The sequence below is a fragment of the Clostridium sp. ZS2-4 genome (genome assembly GCF_026719745.1).
Lineage (GTDB): Bacteria > Bacillota > Clostridia > Clostridiales > Clostridiaceae > Clostridium_H.
Genome location: NZ_JAPPRQ010000049.1, coordinates 13,434 through 31,398, shown reverse-complemented (window position 1 = coordinate 31,398; position 17,965 = coordinate 13,434). Strand labels below are relative to the sequence as shown.

Annotated in this window: 15 protein-coding genes; 14 read left to right on the top strand and 1 reads right to left on the bottom strand. The window is 27.8% G+C overall.

The annotated features are described in order from the left end of the window. Positions 1-379: 379 nt before the first annotated feature. Positions 380-526, top strand: a complete 147-nt coding sequence (locus OIO11_RS09120; protein WP_268071143.1) for a hypothetical protein — start codon at positions 380-382, stop codon at positions 524-526. A gap of 84 nt (positions 527-610) precedes the next feature. Here the strand turns inward: OIO11_RS09120 and OIO11_RS09115 are convergent, their stop codons facing one another. Next, positions 611-1,831, bottom strand: coding sequence for a hypothetical protein (locus OIO11_RS09115; protein ID WP_268071142.1), 1,221 nt, complete (start codon positions 1,829-1,831; stop codon positions 611-613). Positions 1,832-2,294: 463 nt separating this feature from the next. On the opposite strand from OIO11_RS09115, the gene OIO11_RS09110 reads away from it, so the two are divergent. The 13 genes from OIO11_RS09110 (at position 2,295) to OIO11_RS09050 (ending at position 17,874) form a co-directional block, all read left to right on the top strand. Further along, complete coding sequence (locus OIO11_RS09110) at positions 2,295-2,945, top strand: recombinase family protein (RefSeq protein WP_268071141.1); 651 nt, start codon at positions 2,295-2,297, stop codon at positions 2,943-2,945. 224 nt (positions 2,946-3,169) lie between these two features. After that, entirely contained in the window at positions 3,170-4,687 is a 1,518-nt protein-coding gene (locus OIO11_RS09105) for a type I restriction-modification system subunit M (RefSeq protein ID WP_268071140.1), read from the top strand. Between the two features lie 20 nt (positions 4,688-4,707). Next, positions 4,708-6,003, top strand: a complete 1,296-nt coding sequence (locus OIO11_RS09100) for a restriction endonuclease subunit S (RefSeq protein ID WP_268071139.1) — start codon at positions 4,708-4,710, stop codon at positions 6,001-6,003. Between the two features lie 139 nt (positions 6,004-6,142). Next, entirely contained in the window at positions 6,143-8,128 is a 1,986-nt protein-coding gene (locus OIO11_RS09095; RefSeq protein WP_268071138.1) for a type I restriction endonuclease subunit R, read from the top strand. Between the two features lie 27 nt (positions 8,129-8,155). Continuing rightward, positions 8,156-9,307: a hypothetical protein gene (locus OIO11_RS09090; protein ID WP_268071137.1), complete on the top strand. Its 1,152-nt coding sequence runs from the start codon at positions 8,156-8,158 to the stop codon at positions 9,305-9,307. Positions 9,308-9,324: 17 nt separating this feature from the next. After that, positions 9,325-10,131, top strand: a complete 807-nt coding sequence (locus tag OIO11_RS09085; RefSeq protein ID WP_268071136.1) for a hypothetical protein — start codon at positions 9,325-9,327, stop codon at positions 10,129-10,131. Between the two features lie 64 nt (positions 10,132-10,195). Further along, on the top strand, positions 10,196-13,321 hold the full coding sequence (locus tag OIO11_RS09080) for a type I restriction endonuclease subunit R (RefSeq protein ID WP_268071135.1): 3,126 nt from the start codon (positions 10,196-10,198) through the stop codon (positions 13,319-13,321). Between the two features lie 12 nt (positions 13,322-13,333). Beyond that, positions 13,334-14,047 (top strand): M48 family metallopeptidase, encoded by a 714-nt coding sequence (locus OIO11_RS09075; RefSeq protein ID WP_268071134.1) that lies wholly within the window; start codon positions 13,334-13,336, stop codon positions 14,045-14,047. 389 nt (positions 14,048-14,436) lie between these two features. Further along, positions 14,437-14,985, top strand: a complete 549-nt coding sequence (locus tag OIO11_RS09070) for a hypothetical protein (RefSeq protein ID WP_268071133.1) — start codon at positions 14,437-14,439, stop codon at positions 14,983-14,985. 44 nt (positions 14,986-15,029) lie between these two features. Next, on the top strand, positions 15,030-15,254 hold the full coding sequence (locus OIO11_RS09065) for a hemolysin XhlA family protein (protein WP_268071132.1): 225 nt from the start codon (positions 15,030-15,032) through the stop codon (positions 15,252-15,254). A gap of 12 nt (positions 15,255-15,266) precedes the next feature. Next, entirely contained in the window at positions 15,267-15,533 is a 267-nt protein-coding gene (locus OIO11_RS09060; protein WP_326497931.1) for a phage holin family protein, read from the top strand. Positions 15,534-15,576: 43 nt separating this feature from the next. Further along, positions 15,577-16,323: an N-acetylmuramoyl-L-alanine amidase gene (locus OIO11_RS09055; RefSeq protein WP_268071131.1), complete on the top strand. Its 747-nt coding sequence runs from the start codon at positions 15,577-15,579 to the stop codon at positions 16,321-16,323. Positions 16,324-16,440: 117 nt separating this feature from the next. Next, positions 16,441-17,874, top strand: a complete 1,434-nt coding sequence (locus OIO11_RS09050) for a hypothetical protein (protein ID WP_268071130.1) — start codon at positions 16,441-16,443, stop codon at positions 17,872-17,874. The last annotated feature ends 91 nt before the right edge of the window (positions 17,875-17,965 follow it).

The following is a 17,965-nucleotide window of genomic DNA, read 5'->3' as shown; positions in this document are numbered from 1 at the left end:
CCTTTCTTGGTCGTTGTTTGTCGTGATTCAATTATACCAAATGGAGGAATGTTCTTCTATTTTTTATGCTAGAAATACTGAAAACACAGGCTAACGCCTTAAAATACAAGTGCGAAAGTTGAGTTAATTAATATACAATAACAATCATAAATTATTGAAAACACTATTTATAAGCAATAGTCTTAGAATACTCAGGTTTGAGTTTCTAGGATTTTTTTATGCTTGGGAATAGTAAGAGTAGTTTAATACAAAAAGTGCTTTAGAGAGATTATAAATGAGAAGTAGGAAAGGGATAAGACTATTGGGGACAACGAAGATCCATGTGGTACAAAAGGTATCCATATAAAGTAAAAATTTTTAATAATGTTAAGAAAAGTATTTGTATAATCAACTTAAAGAGTTTGGAGCAGATTCGAGAGCAACATATATAACAAGAAGTTTAATAGGTGTAGGAACAATAAAGATTAAAAATAATACAGTTATTGATATTTTAGAAAAGGGTCTTTGTGGCCAAATGATTAAATGATAATGCAATAAAACCCCATACATTACATTGTGGTTTTAAACAAATTAAGAATTAAGGACTATATAGTCCTTAATTCTTAATTTGTTATTTACAAAGTTGTCTTAAATTATTAAGCAATCCTTTTAATAAATTTTCTGCATTAAAATATAATTCTTCTCCTTTATAATAAGCTTCACTAGCAGCATTTTCCATCCTGGAACTGCTTAAGTCTTCATCAAAACCAAACCTATCTTCTTGTTCTCTAAAAAAATCATTAGTATATTTTTCAGAATCAAATTCAGCTAATTGCTCCAATGCATCTTTTTTAATTAAATCCTCTAGTACCGAAATTATATTATTAAATTTTACTTGAATAGTATAATCTAAAACAACTAAATTTTCTCTTAAACCTTCTATACCTTGAGAAATATTTTCTAAATACTCATAATTAAAATCATCATAAATATTTTCAATAGAATATTCTAATAATTCTTCTAATTCTATAGTTATAGTTGATAAAGCTTCTAATTCTCCGCTCAAGTTATCTAAGCTTTCTTTTATGCTCAAATTGGTAAATTTATTTTCATCTTTTTTAGCAGCTGCAACATCTATTCTTATGTCATCGATAGCTAGTTCATCTTTTGAGTATATATATTTCAAGACATTTTCGAAGTCTCTTTTTAGATTTTGTGGATTTATATAACTTTTTTTTATGGAGCTATAATTTTTGGCATAGTCCCAACTAATAACATTATAATAATAATATTTGCCCTCAATAATAATTTTATCAAATCTTTTGTCTTTTAATGCTATTAAATCTTCGTTTATAATATCATTCATAATATTATTCATAATATCAATAAATATATCTATATTATTTTCATCAACGTAAAAAGTATTATTTTTTGTATCAAACTCAAACTTTTCACTAGCTTTAATTTTAGATATTAACATAGAATAATATCCAGAATATTTACTTCCCCTACTTCCGTAATACTCCATGACTTTTAATTTGTTATTGTGTAAGTATTTAGTATAACAAATTCTTTCTGATCCTGATAAAGTTTTTGCTTTAGGACTGTAAAAATTAACATTACTATATTTTCCACCTAAACTACAATAGCCTTTTGAAATTTTAGACAGCTTATTTATGAAGAAGCTTGATAATGTTTTAGATTTTGGTATAATTTGAGATATAATACCTGAATAATCCATGGTTGAAATAAAAGTATCGGACTCGTAAACTAAAGTTTGGTTATTATTTAATAATATTGGAGTTGATACACCGTATTTTTTAAAACTAATATTTTTTCTTGGTATTAACATCATGAAAAACCTCCTTGAATTATAACTACAAATAAACTAGCTGCAACTAGTTGCTTTGTAGTTATAATTATAATGGATTTACTTTCCAATTACAAGGGGTTTTTCTAATTAATTTTACTAAAAAAGAAACATATTAAAATATATCCTTAATTTATCTTGGATTCCTAATGAATCAATAAAATTAGGATATTATTGATTTGGGAATAGTATGTTTTTAGAAAGAGGAAATCATAAACTACTCATTCAAATATATTTTGAAAAACTTTACTTTTTTCGCTAGTGTTTATAAAGGTGTACTTTTATAAATGATTTAACAGCTGTGAATTTATCTAGGTTTCAATAGTTTTTAAAGGTATATAAAAATATTTATAAACGTTTATAAAACACACTTTACCTTTCCAAACAGTTATAATATAATTTTAAGTGTAGCAGGAAATAAATTGAAAAGGTTAGGTGTTTATAAGTGAAAAATAAAGTCTTTAGTTATATCAGAGTCTCCTCAAAGGAACAAAACATTTTAAGGCAAGTTGAAGCAATGAAAGAATATTGTCAGACAAATAAAATAGAAATGGATGAAAGAGATATTTTTATAGATAAGGCAAGTGGTAAAGATTTTAATAGAGAAAGTTATAAGGCTTTAAGAGTAGCATTAAGGGAAGGTGATACACTAATTATTAAAGAGTTGGATAGGTTAGGTCGTAATATGGAAATGGTAAAAGAGGAATGGAAGGAGTTAAATAAACAAGGCATTAACATTATAGTTATAGATAATCCAATATTAAATACTAAAGATAAATCAGACCTTGAAAAGACTTTAATAAGCAATATAGTTTTTGAATTACTGGCATATATGGCAGAGAAAGAAAGAATAAAGATAAAACAACGTCAAAGGGAAGGGATAGACGCAGCAAAAAAAGCAGGAAAGCACTTAGGTAGAACTGTAATGAATTTAGAAGCACTAAAATCACAACAACTCCAGGTATTAAAAGAAAATTATAGCAAGTGGAAAAATAAAGAGATAACAGGTGTTAAATTCATGGAAATGCTAAATTTAAAAAAGAATAGTTTTTATAAAATTATTAAAGAATATGAAGTGAAATTAAGGTGTAAATAAATGAGCTGTGATAACTCTTAAGATTATTTATACCCACCATATAGTATTATATTTAAGTAGTATTAACAAGTTTAATCGATACTTAAATTAACAAGATATATAAGTACAAAGTGAAAAAATGAGTTTATAAGTTAATAGCTTGTAAGCTCATTTCATTTTTGTAATATTAAAACAATTTATATTAAGTGTTATAATATATACAAACAAAAGAGAGGGGTAGAATTATGGAAAAACTAACACTGCAAAAATTAGAATCAATACTGTGGGATGCAGCAGATATATTAAGAGGAACTCTAAATGCGGCTCAATATATGGATTACATATTTGGGATGTTATTTTTAAAGAGAATGAATGACGTGTTCCAGGAAGAAAAAGAAGTAAAGAAAGCAGAATTTATAGAAAGTGGTATGGAAGAAGAACAAGTAGATATGATTTTAGAAGATCCATCACTATATGAATCTTTCTATGTACCAGAAAGAGCAAGATGGAATACATTAAAGAATCTTAACTTAAATATTGGACCAGAGTTAGATAAAGCTTTTAAATCTATTGAGGATGAGCCTAAAAATGCCGAACTTATAGGGGTACTTACTACTGCTAACTATAATGATAAAGAAAGAGTACCTGATAAGAAGTTATCACAGCTATTATTACTATTCGATACTATAAATCTTGCAAATGAAAATCTTGAAAATAAAGATATTCTAGGTAATGCATATGAATACCTTATTAAGCAGTTTGCAGATGAAGGTGGTAAAAAGGGTGGAGAATTCTATACACCACAAGAAGTAGTTAAAACATTAGTTGAAATATTAAAACCACATGAAGGAGATAGAATATATGATCCTACAACAGGGTCAGGCGGTATGCTTATAAACTCTACACATTACATAGAAAAGCATGGTGGAAATCCTAAGAATGTATCATTATTTGGTCAAGAAATAAACTTATCTACATGGGCTATATGTAAAATGAATATGCTATTCCATGATGCAAAAGGTGCTGATATCAAAAAAGGTGATACAATAAGAACTCCAATGCATACAGAAGGTGGAGTATTAAAAACATTTGATATAGTACTTGCAAATCCACCTTTCAGTTTAAAAAACTGGGGAGAAGAAGAAGCAAAAGCAGATGCTCTGCATAGATTTGATTATGGAATACCACCAAAGAGTTACGGAGATTTAGCATTTGTATCTCACATGATAGCAAGTTTAAATAATAGGGGAAGAATGGGAACAGTAGTACCGCATGGAGTATTATTCAGAGGCGGAGCAGAAGGAAAAATAAGAACAGGAATACTTAATGATGACTTAGTAGAAGCAATTATAGGACTTCCTCAAAATTTATTCTACGGCACAAGTATACCAGCATCATTATTAATTATAAATAAGAATAAACCTGAAGAAAGAAAAAATAAGGTTCTATTTATAGATGCAAGTAATGGATTTGTTAAGGATGGAAATAAGAATAAGTTAAGAGATGAGGATATAGAGAAGATTGTAGCTACTTTTGATGGTTATGAAAATGTTGAGAAGTACGCAGGAGTAGTTGAGTTAGATACTATTAAGGAAAATGATTGTAACTTAAATATAAGCAGATATGTAGATACAACAGAAGAAGAGCCAGAAGTTGACATAGTTCAAGTTTTACAAGATATAAGGGAGTTAAAACTTGAAATGGCAGATACAGAAGAGAAGTTGAATAAGTATCTTGGAGAATTAGGATTTGATGAAATTTAGCACAGGAAGAAGGTGAAAATATGAGAGAAGGATATAAAAAGACAGAGTTAGGTGAAATAGCAGTTGATTGGGGTTGTGCAAATACTGAAGAAATTTTAAAAGATGAAAAAGGCTCATTAAAAATAGGACCATTTGGAAGTCAGTTGAAAAAGAGTTTTTTAGTTGAGAAAGGGTATAAAGTTTATGGGCAAGAAAATGTATTTAACAATGACTTCAATATAGGTAATAGATATATTGATAAAGAAAGATTTAATAAGTTATCTAGTTGTAAATTAAAAAGTGGAGATTTAGTAATAAGTATGATGGGAACAGTAGGAAAAACTGCGATTGTTCCATTTAATATTGAAGAAGGAATAATGGATTCACATTTAATTCGTTTAAGAGTGAATGAAGATATATATGATAAGAATTTACTTGCACAATTAATAAGAAACTCTGAATTAGTAAAAAAACAAATAAGAAAATTATCTGTTGGAGGTATAATGGAAGGATTAAGTTCCACAATCATTAAACAATTAAAATTTCCTATACCACCACTGCACGAACAACAAAAAATAGCAGATATTCTATCCACAGTAGACATTCAAATTGACCAAACAGATAAATTAATTGAAAAAACAAAAGACCTTAAAAAAGGATTAATGCAGAAACTACTTACAAAAGGAATTGGACATACAGAATTTAAAAAGACAGAAGTTGGGGAGATTCCTGTTGAGTGGGAAGTAAGACTGTTAGGAAATATATGTAATTTAATAGATGGAGATAGATCGAGCAATTATCCTAGTCCTAATGAAATTGTTGATAAAGGAATTTTATTTTTAAGTACATCAAATATAAAAGATAATAAATTAATATACAATGAATGTAAATTTATAACAGAGCAAAAATTTAATAGTTTAAGAAAAGGTAAATTAGAGAAAGAGGATTTAATTATAACTTTAAGAGGTACTATAGGAAGTGTTGCTAAATTTAATAGTGACAAATATCAAACAGGGTTTATAAATGCTCAAATGTTAATAATAAGATCATTGGAAATATTTCCAAATTATTTGTGTAAGTATTTAATATCAGATATATCTAAAAAGCAAATAGAGATTATTTCATCAGGTTCGGCACAACCGCAATTGACTAAAAAAGATTTGAGCAATTTAAAAATAGCAGTTCCTTCAAATAAAGAACAAAAACAAATAGCAAACATATTATCATCAGTAGATGAAAAAGTTCAGCAGTATGAAACTAAAAAAGAAAAATTACAAGAACTTAAAAAGGGACTAATGCAGCAGTTGTTGACTGGGAAGAAAAGAGTAAAAGTTTAGTTTTGTATTTGAGTAAGTAGATATAGTATGGATAACATTAAAGAAATATTCATAGGGAGTATTGCTAGTATATTAGAAAATAAAAATTATTTACCAGTAAAAAATATAGAAAAGTAATATTAAATGGGGGCGTATTATAGTGGGTATTAATCAAGAATCAATGGTAGAGTTATCTGCCATTGATTTTATCAAAAATAATCTAAACTATGAATTTATTGAGGGAGAATTTCTCACACCAGAGTTTGGAGAAAGAGAATCACTAAAAGATAGTATATTAAAGTGGAGATTAAAAAAAGCATTAAAAAGGATTAATCCATGGATGAACGATGAAAATATGAATAAAACAGTAGCAGATATATTAGATTCAAGTAATTCAGGTGAATCCCTGATTGAAGTTAATAAACGAGTTAATGATTTTATAGTTAATTCAGGTTATGGTTTACAGCAAGACTTAGGTGGCAGTGATCATAAAAAATATAATATGGTTAAGTTCATTGATTGGGATAATATAGATAATAATCAGTTTTTAGTTACTAATAACTTTAGAGTTCAAGGATTAAATGGAATTATAATAGGGGATATAGTTATTTTTGTTAATGGTATTCCAATAGTAGTCTTAGAGTGCAATTCTTCAGAAAGATATAATCCTGGATCAATACAAAATACATATAAGCAATTAAAAAAATACATGATTGAATCAAAAGAATTATTTTGTACAAACTTTTTTACAGGAATATTTGATGAAAAAAGTTTGTATGTAGGAACTATTACTTCAGAATGTAATGAATATATGCAATGGATATATGAAGATACAGATAATAGTAAGAGAGATGATAATACTTTACAAGTTATTTTTGAAAAAAATAATCTACTAGATATAATAAAGAACTTTATTTTTTATGAAGGTCATAGTAATAGAAAATTTATAAGTAGATATCATCAATTTAACGCAGTTAATAAAACAGTAGATAAACTTATAAATGGAAAAGATAGCAAAGATAAAGGTGGATTGATATGTCATCCACAGGGAACAGGTAAATATTTAACTATGTCACTTTTAACAAAAAAGATAAAAACAAATAAAAATTTTATAAATTCAAAAATTATAATAGTTGTTGATAGAGTAGATTTATGTCAACAAATTTATCATGGATTTATGAATAGTTCAAACATGATGAGAGTTGTTATGCCTAAAACATCAGATGAATTAAAATATTTTATACTCCGATTAAATTTTGAAATTATAATAACTACTATTCAAAAATTTAATAATAGAGAAGAGGTTTTGGTTCCTAATAAGGATTCTAATATAATAGTTTTAGTTGATAATGCAAATAGGAGTCAAATGGGTAATCTTGCAATGAGTATGAGAAAAACATTGTCTAATGCTGTTTATATAGGATTTACTGATATACCAAATGATAAAGCCAAAGTAATGTTTGGAGATTATATTGATATATATTCTATAGAAAATGTAATTAACAATGGGAAAGTACAAGTTTTATATGAAGGCAGAAAAGTAATGGTAAATGAAAATAGTGATATTTTTTACAAAGAGATTGATGAACTTGGACTAATGGATAAAGAGTTTGATAGAGTGAAAAACTTTATTGAAAATGAAGAAAGAATTGATACTATTGCACAAGATATATTACAGCATTATAAAGAAAATATATTTCCAAACGGCTTTAAAGCACAATTAGTCTGTTCTTCAAGAAATGCATGTATAAAATATTATGAAGCATTAAATAAATATGTGAACGAAATTATAGGAAAACCATTGGAGATTAAAGTTATAATTTCAAGTAACTTAAACGATCCTCCAGAATTTGAAAAGTATTATACAAATAAAAATCAGCAGCAAGAATTTATACATAGGTTTAAAATGCCTATTGAACAAGATAAATTATCTATTATTATAGTAAATGATATGCTCCTTACTGATTTTGATGCACTTATACAACAATGCGTATATATAGATAAACCCCTTAAAGGACAAAGGTTAATTCAAACTATTGCAAGGATTAGTAGACCTTATGGAAATAAGAAAGAATGTGCTTATATAGTTGATTATTATGGAATAGAACGTTTAGTTCAAGAAACAATGAAAACGGTAAGTAAATAATGAAATTCTAAGTGAGTGGAGGATACAATGGGAAAGAATAATTTTGATATTAAAAAATCAGTAGAAAATATTGAAGAAATATTTAAGGAATCCATTGCCTATAATCTAAGTTGTGAAATTGAAAAGACTTTACAGTTGAATGATATTTATTTTGAAACTATTAAACATAAATTTAGATGTTCTAGCAGTTATAATTCAATTAGGGATTTAGAAAGTTTAACAAAAACGGAATTATTGATTACAGTTTTAGATGAAGAACCTTTCATTATGTTAAATGAAATGTTGCCTAATATTAAGGAAAAACAAATATTTAAAAGCATTGAAAATATTAATAGTGATGATGATTATACAAAACATGAGTTTAATATATATGATGAATTAAAATGTGATGAATTTTCAATTATTACGCATGTAGATAAGCCAAGCATTGAATATGGTGATTACTATTATTTAACAAATATTGTTAATTACGATGTTAAATATATAGATTTATTTAATAAAAAAGTGTATTTAGAAGGAATGTTTATAAGAAAAAATAATGTTTCAGTATGGGATGTGGAAGGGTTAGGATTAAAAATATATTGCGACGTAAAAGGAGTATTAAAAGAGGACGATATACCTACTTTTATAGAATATTTATTAGAGTCGTGCTTACACATTAAATATAAGAATAAAAAAATGGCTTTTTTTAATTTATTTGCATGTTTTGATAATTTCATTGAAATTTTATATGAAAAAACATTTAACTTCTATGTAAAAACTTACGCTAAGCATATAGAAGAGTTGGATATATATATTAAGGATGAGTTAGAAGATATTAAATCAGATGAATATGATAGAATTTATAGTGAAATATTTGTTAGAATAGAGTCTTACTTTAAAAATAAAATAAGATATTATGCTAATCAAAACAGACGATTAATTGATGAAAAATTATTTGCAGTGCTAAAAGACTTAAACATTCGCAAAAATAATAATTATTCTAAGTTTAATCAAAATGTGTCTGAATTAAAAGATATTGAATCAAGAAGAAACAAAATAGCACATGGCGAAAAATTTGAATTCGATGAATCAATAGGTGAAGTGGCATATAAAATACTTACAGTTATGTGTTCAATTCTATATGAACAAGACTTTTTTGAAAATGAGTGGAATTATCTTATTTATGACGTAGAGTAATGTTAGGAGGGGGTAAGGTGGAAAAAAATACTACAAATGAATTGTTGAATATTGCTAAAGAAGTGTTTAAAGAATATTCTGATATAAAGGAATTTATTCAAAATGAGATAGTAGAAAGTGATTTAGGTGAAATATTAGGAGAGTGTTCAAAGTTAGTTGGAGGACTTATTAAGTTAAATAATTATAAGAATAAGCAGATGTTTAAATGTTTTTTAAAAGGATTTACAATTGGAACAGAGGCTGAAGAAGAAAAAGTTGAAAAATTAAAAAAATATATAAAGGATAAAAAAAGTGCATTATTTATAAGTCAAACATTAGAAAATATAAAACAGTCAAAATCGGAAAAAGCATGCTTAATACTTGGATATATGATAAATACTATTATAGAGGAAAATAGAAGCTTAAATGGTAAATACATAATATTAGCAGATGCATTAACCCATATGTTTGATCATGACATTGAGAATTTTAAATTTATAGGAGATTACTGTAATCTAAAAATTTATAATGAAAAAAAAGCAACCAGAAAAAGGGCAGTTTATTTTTATAATAGTTTTAAGACGTTATTGAATGAAAATGATATTGATAAAAATATAATGTTCTTGACATTAGAAAAAAGTTGTACCTATCAGTTATTGATTAAAAATGTAGATGCAAATACAGAATTAAATTTGGATTTAGATGTTAGTTATGATAAAGAGTCAGATAATGAACCAGAAGTAGGGACTGGATCTTCAGATGTTAGTACTGAAGTTGATGAATATTACACTATGACTTTCGTTGGAGATTTATTATATAAAATCATAAATATACTTAGACTATAAAGAAAAATTGACCAATAATATAAGAGTAATATGTAGTAGAGTATATAATTGAGAGGTGAAATATTTGAGTTATTTAGGCAACGAAGAAACTTTAGTAGAACTTCCTGCCATTGAATACCTGGAGAAAAAATTAAATTACAACTTTGTACATGGTCAGTTTTTAACTCCGGAACATAGTGAAAGAGACTCAATGACAGAGGTTATTTTAAGAAATAGATTAGAAAAATCACTTAAAAGAATTAATCCATGGATAAGTGACGAAAATATAAATAAAGCAGTAAGATTTTTGACAAGAGCAGATAATTTGGGGGCAGATTTACTGGAGATAAATGAAAAGATTTATGAAGCATTAGTAAATCTTAATTATACAGTAGAACAAGACTTAGATGGCAGCGGACAGAAGAAAAATCATACTGTGAAATTTATTGATTGGGATGATTTAGATAATAATGAGTTTTTAGTTACTCGTCAGTTTAAAATACATGGAACGCAGGAAAATATCATTCCAGATATTATTATATTTATTAATGGTATTCCTGTTGCTGTACTGGAGTGTAAGTCACCATTCTTAGAGAAAAGTAAAAATGGTAATGTTGGTAAACATGAAGCATATACTCAATTAAAAAGATACATGGATGACAGAGGTGCTAATTTTGTTGAGGGTGCTAAAAGACTTTTCTATACTAACTTTATAACAGGTATATTAAATAAATATCATGCTTATATTGGTACTATTAGTTCACCTTATAATTATTATTTAGAGTGGAAAGACCCTTATCCATTTAAGAAGGAAGATATTGATGATGTAGAAAATAACGGACAGAACTTATTCATTCAAGGTGTTCTTGAAAAGAATAATCTTATAGATATAATGAAAAACTTTATTCTTTTCGAGGCAATAAGTGAAGGTGGTAAAAAGGTTAAGAAAGTGTGCAGATACCAGCAGTTTAGAGCAGTTAATAAAGCACTTGAAAGACTTAAGAATGGTAAAGATTCATTAACTCGTGGTGGAGTTGTGTGGCATACGCAGGGTTCAGGTAAATCCTTAACAATGGTTTTCTTAGCAAGAAAAATAAGAAGAACTAAAGAACTTATGGATGCCATGATTGTTGTAGTAACTGATAGAACAGATTTGGATAAACAAATTCACGAGACATTTATAAGAACATTATCAAATATTACAACTCCTGAGAGAGCAGAATCCATACAGGAAATGAAAGATTTATTAAAAGTAGCACAGCCTAAAATTATAATGACTACTATACAGAAATTCCAAAGTGAAAAAGAAGAAAAGATGGCTGATAACAAACAAAAGAATAAATTGTATTTTGAAAAAGAATATGAGGTTTTAACAACTAAATCTAATGTAATAGTTCTTGCAGATGAGGCACACAGAAGCCAATATAAAGGTACTGCTAAAAATCTTAGAACAGCATTACCTAATGCAGCATTCGTAGGTTTTACTGGAACACCTATTGATAAGGAAGATAAGTCTACACCGAGAACATTTGGGTCATATATAGATAAATATTCTATACAACAAGCAGTTCAAGATGGTGCTACAGTAAAGATTGTTTATGAAGGCAGACGACCTGATTTGCAAGTTAAAGGAGAATCATTAGAAGAATTATTTGATAAGGCATTTGAAGATAAAAGTGATGAAGAAAAAGAAGCAATAAAACAAAAATATGCAAATAAAAGAACTGTAGTTGAAGCTGATGATAGAGTTGAGGATATAGCAAAAGATATTCTCCAGCATTATAAAGATTATATATATCCAAATGGCTTTAAGGCTCAAGTAGTATGTGTATCTCGTGAAGCATGTGTTAAATATTATAATGCTTTGAAGAAGTATATGAAAGAGATAATGGGTGAAGAATTAGAATGTAAAATAATTTATTCAGGAAGTCCTAATGATGATCCATTTTTAAAGGAACATCATACAACTAAAGCAGAGCAGGAAAAAATAATAAAAGAATTCAAAAATCCTGTAGATAAAAGTAAATTATGCTTCATTATAGTTAAGGATATGCTTCTTACAGGTTTTGATGCACCAATCGAGCAGGTAATGTATTTAGATAGACCATTAAAGGAACATACATTATTACAGGCAATTGCTCGTGTTAACAGAACTCATGGTGAAACAAAACAATGTGGTTATGTAGTAGATTATTATGGTATATCTAACTTCTTAGAAGAAGCCTTAGAGGTATTTGATAAAGAAGAATTAGGAGATCCAATGGAATCAATGGAATCTGTTCATAAGCAGATGCTTTCCTATAGAGAAGCAGTAATGGCTATGTTTAAAGGTGTACCTAGAGATGATTTAGATGCTTTAGTTAAAAAGATAGAGCCTGATGATAAGAGAGCAGAATTTGAAATGGCATATAAACGCTTTGCAGGAGCAGTAGAACAATTATTACCTGGTCATGTTTCTACGGATATTGTTAATGATTTAAAATGGTTATCTTATATAAAAGCAGCAGCAAAGGCAAGATTCCAGCCTGAAAAACAGATGGACATATCTGATTGTGGTGAAAAGGTAAAGGAAATAATATCAGAGCATTTAACTTCACTAGGAGTAAATCAATGGATTAAACCTATAACACTATTTGATAAAGATTTTAAAACAAAGGTTGATACTCTAAAATCAGATGAAGCAGTAGCCTCTGCTATGGAACATGCTGTTAAGAATGTTATTCATGTTAAGTTAGATGATAACCCAGTATTCTATACAAGCTTACTTCAAAAACTTCAGCAGATACTAGATGATACAAAGAATGATTGGATAGAAAGAAAGAAACAGTTAGAGGAATTTATAAAGAACGAAGTTGATAAAGGTGAAAGTAATAGAGCAGATGAACTAGGACTTACTAAAGAAGAATTTGCATTCTTTGAAGTAGTAAAACAACACTTGAATGGTGAAGATGCCGAAGAAAATTCAGCTGAATATATAAGCCAAGAGCTAATAGAATTGTCTAAGAATATTGCCAAAGATATTGCAGATATTATAAAAGAGAACTATGTAATAGATTGGGCTACTAATATGAGTAAAACAGCTGATATAGAACGTTCTATTAAAATGATGCTTATTAAGAAGTATTTCAAACAGCTTAAATTAGATGTAATAAATAAAATTGTTCACCCATTATTGCAGCTTGCTAAAAAACATTATTCTGTTATTGAATAGAAGGAGATAACCATGCAGTTAAGTTTTCAATATGGAACAAGAAACATAGCATTTGACGTAGTATATAAAAAAAGAAAAACAATGGCAATAGCAGTAGAACCACCAGATAGAATAATAGTTACAGCTCCTGTCAAAACTCCTGAGGACTTAATAATAAGCAAGGTTAAAAACAAAGCTAACTGGATAGTTCAAAGACTATATTCATTCAAAGATATGAACTATCAAAAGATTAACAGAGAATTTGTAAATGGTGAATCCTTTATGTATCTAGGCAGGAACTATTCCCTTCAAATTCAAATAGATAGCAGCATAAAAAAGCCTGAAATAAAGTTATACCGTGGAAAGTTCTATGTTGTTGATTCAACAGCAGCTGAAGTTGTAATTAAAGAAGCTATGGAACAATGGTATAGAGAAAAAGCTCTTAGAAAAGTAAAAGAGAGGATTAAGTACTACCAGCATATGTTTAGTAAGAAGCCTTTAGATATTAAAGTTAAAGAACAAAAGAAAAGGTGGGGCAGTTGTACGCATAATAACGAATTATTATTTAATTGGAAAATAATAATGGCTCCATCATATGTACTGGATTATATAATAGTCCATGAAATGTGCCATATGTGTTATAAAAACCATTCCCAGGAGTTTTGGAATATGGTAGCTTCCATTCTACCTGATTATGAGATGAGAAAAGAATGGCTTAAAAATAATGGAGTAAAACTTGATTTGTAAGCAAGTATTTAAGGACTCACTAACAACAGTGGGTCTTTCTATTATAGTATATTTGATCATTGAAATAAAATATTTCATTCTAAGAAATTACTTGGTAATGTTATATATTTGTCTTCTTATTGGGGTAGCGTGAATATTTCGGCAAAACCTATGCTAAGGGATAAAATAAATAATTATTTTATGCTTCATACTTCATACCCGTTAATAAATAGTTATTGTTTATATTTAATGCTATAATTTGGTTGTAAGTTGTTGGGGGATTGTATAGCTATGCTTATATATACTACATTATTTTGGGCATTAATGCTTAATTTAGAAAAAAAGAAGTAAAGTGAAGGATTTTACGACCTTTTGTCTAATAATATACAAGGCAAAGGAGCGTGAATGAAGTGACAGAAAAAATAGCAGAGAAAATAAAAGAAATATTTATTAGGATTGAATATCTAGAAAAATTAATTAATAGTATGCAACAAAATCTTATTTTAACATGGACTATATTAGGTGTAGTAGTTGCATCAGCAGGGATAGCATTATACAATCTTTCGAAAATATGGGTTAATAACAGAGTAGAACAAGAACTGGACAAAAAATTAGAACAAATAAAAAGTAACATTAAACAAGAGATGATGGATTATATTAAAACTAATCCTCAAGTTTGTTATGCAAGAGGTAGTAATGCTATAATAATGAGTGAAATGATAGGATATGATTGGTATTCTACTATAAACCTATATCTAGGACAAAAAATCTCACTAGAATTTCCAACTAAATTAGAAGTATACTATATAAAAGGTAATGATAAAATTATAGTTGAAGATATACAGGCTAATGTTGGAGAAAATAATTCGATTAAAATTAGATATAAAGTACCACAATCATGTGTGGATTTAAAAGTAGTGCATTGGAATATTACTTGGAATAATGAATTGTATGAATAAAGACCAATTAAGGTCTTTTTATTTTGCCTATTTGGAGGTGCGGCATGGATGTAAATATACAGCAAGAAATTTTAGAACGAATCGTTAGGATAGAGACTAAAATAGATTCTTATAATTCAACAAAAGAAAAAGCAGATACAGCATATAACAAGGCATGTCAAAATGAAAAGGACATATCTGAAATAAAAGATAATATGAAATGGCTCTGGCGTACGATAGCTGGAGCTATTTTAATTGGAGTTATTTTAGCAATAGTTAAATTTAGATAGGAAGTAGATTTTATGGATATTAAAATAATGGATTTTGTAGTAAAACAGGCATTAATTTTAATATCTGCGCTATATGTTACAGGTTTAATGTTAAAACACTCTAAAGTAAAAGATTGGCTAATACCTTGGATTTTATTAATTGGTGGTATGGGTAGAGCCGTAGCCCTAATGGGGCTAAATGCAAATGTAATTATTCAAGGTAGTTTAGTTACTGGTGCAACTGTTTATACTAATCAATTGCTTAAGCAAACTACAGAAAAGAATAAGGAGCAGCAGTAATTGTTGCTCCTTTAAATTTAGAAAATTAGGAGGTAGATGTAATATGAAGATAGCAGTAAGAGGTGGGCACAGCTTAGATATTAGAGGTGCTAGTAGCTTTCTTGATGAAGTAAATGAAGATAGGAAAATTAAAGATGCAGTAATTAAATATCTTAAACAAATGGGACATGAAGTGTTAGACGTTACGCCTTCTAAAAGTGGTTCTAGTGGTTCTGATTTAAATTATGGAGTATCTAAAGCTAACACATGGGCAGCTGATTACTTTTATTCTATTCACCTTAATGCTGGTGGCGGCAAAGGTACAGAAGTTCTATATTACAAAGGGAGTTCTAAAGGCAATGCTATGGCTACAAATATAGTAAAAAAAATAGAAGTGTTAGGTTTTGTTAATAGAGGAGCTAAAGCAGATACTAGGGGATTATATGAACTAAGACATACTAACATGACTGCTAATATAGTAGAAGTATGTTTTGTAGATACTAAATCAGATGCGGACTTATATAACTCTATTGGAGTTAATAAAATTGCTAAAGCTATTACAGAAGGAATAACTGGACAGACTATTGCTATAGAGAATAAACATAAAGATGCAGTTAATTATTGCTTAGAGTTTCGGAGATTCTTTAATAAAGTAACTCAAACCTTAGCACCAATAAGTGAAGATGGAAAATACGGATCAAGCACCCAAAAAGCATTAGATAGATTATATTCTTATATAAAACAAGGCAGAAAGTATAAATATTGCTTAGAGTTTCAGAAGTGGTATAACAATTATAGATTCGACATATAATTTTTAAAATAGTAATATGTAATACTTATTTGTGTGAAATTTTTACACAAGTTTACAAAGTGTTACAAAAATTATATAATAATTGTAAAATTACAAAATTTGAAGGGGGTTTTCATTATGATAAAAAGAAAAATATTATTAACAGTGATGGCTTTAAGTATGACAGCAACTATAACTAATGCAAAGGTGGTGGGTAATGTTGTAAAGGTTAATAATATAAACTATGAATACAATAATGCAGAATTAATTGAAAGCTTTTTAGATTATACATCTAATGAAAAAGATGGTGATCTTTACAAAGATTTTGCAAGTAAAATCAAGACAGGAAAATATGAAGCATTTAAAGATGAAAACAATAAATATGTAAGCCATGCTGATGCAGTTGACGCTTTCTTAGACGCATCAGAAAATGGACAAGCCTTTAACATACAAGATTATGTCAAATATGAAAAAGAGTATAATTTAGGAGGTAAAGTGATAAAGGTTAATAAAAAGGAGTGTAGTGATAATAAAATAGTGACTACTAATAGAGTTACATCTGTTAAATACAAAGAAGTTACTATTAAAAATAACAACAAGTTTGACAGTAGTAAAAAATATAGTGCATTAGCTAGAAATAATGTACTAAACAAAGATAAAATATTAGTATCAATGCCAGTAGAACCTCCTATTGAAATAGATTATAGGATAACAGTAGATTACGAAAAGTCGCAAGATTCATTTGAAAATTTAGACGTTTTAGATACTATATTCGTATCTCAGCATGAATTTGAAAAAACACCTATAAAAATAAATTTTGGAACAGAAATAGATAAAAGTACTATTAATGACATAACAATATATTGTCCTAATGGAAGGTCTTATAATCCAGAGCGATTTGCAGATACAGAGTTTCCATTGAAGGTAAATATTTTATCTAAAGAATCCAAAAGTGTACAGGTTAGTTTAAAAAATATACACGGATTTGGTGAGGAAAGTGTATTTTATTTATTCGTTAATGGGGTAAAAGATAAAAATGGTAATATTTTAAAACCAATGGTAGTTCCTATTTATATAATTTTTGATGAAAAACCATATGATTTTACTAAGAGCTTTGGTCCCATATATGATGATAATGCATGGGAAAAATTCAAAACAAATCCCGATAAATATGATAATACATTATTTGTTACTCAATCTTCACTTTTATTAAATTGGAATAACATATCTGATAGTGTTAATAAAAATTTTTTACAATATTATGATTTATTAAGAGAAGTTAGAAAAAGATTTACTAAATATCTTATTATGTATGTGGATATGGATATACATAGCATGAGACCTATATATGGAAGGAAAGTATACAATACTGATATTTTAATTTGGGATAGATTTACATTCAAAGGTGAAAAAGTTGATGTAGTTTCAGATGGAATGTGGCTTTCAATAACTATATATGATAGAGGAGTTGATTGGAACGAAAATCCAGATGCAATGCAATCAATTAAGAATACAGGTTGGGGATATTATTTTAACAAAAACCAATTAGACAAGTTATATTTAAGAAAATAGAAGATAATAAAAAGCAGAAGTTAGATAGTGAAATTAAAAAATCTTCTAAAATGAAAGAAGATAATAAAGAATAAAAATCAGATAATAAAAT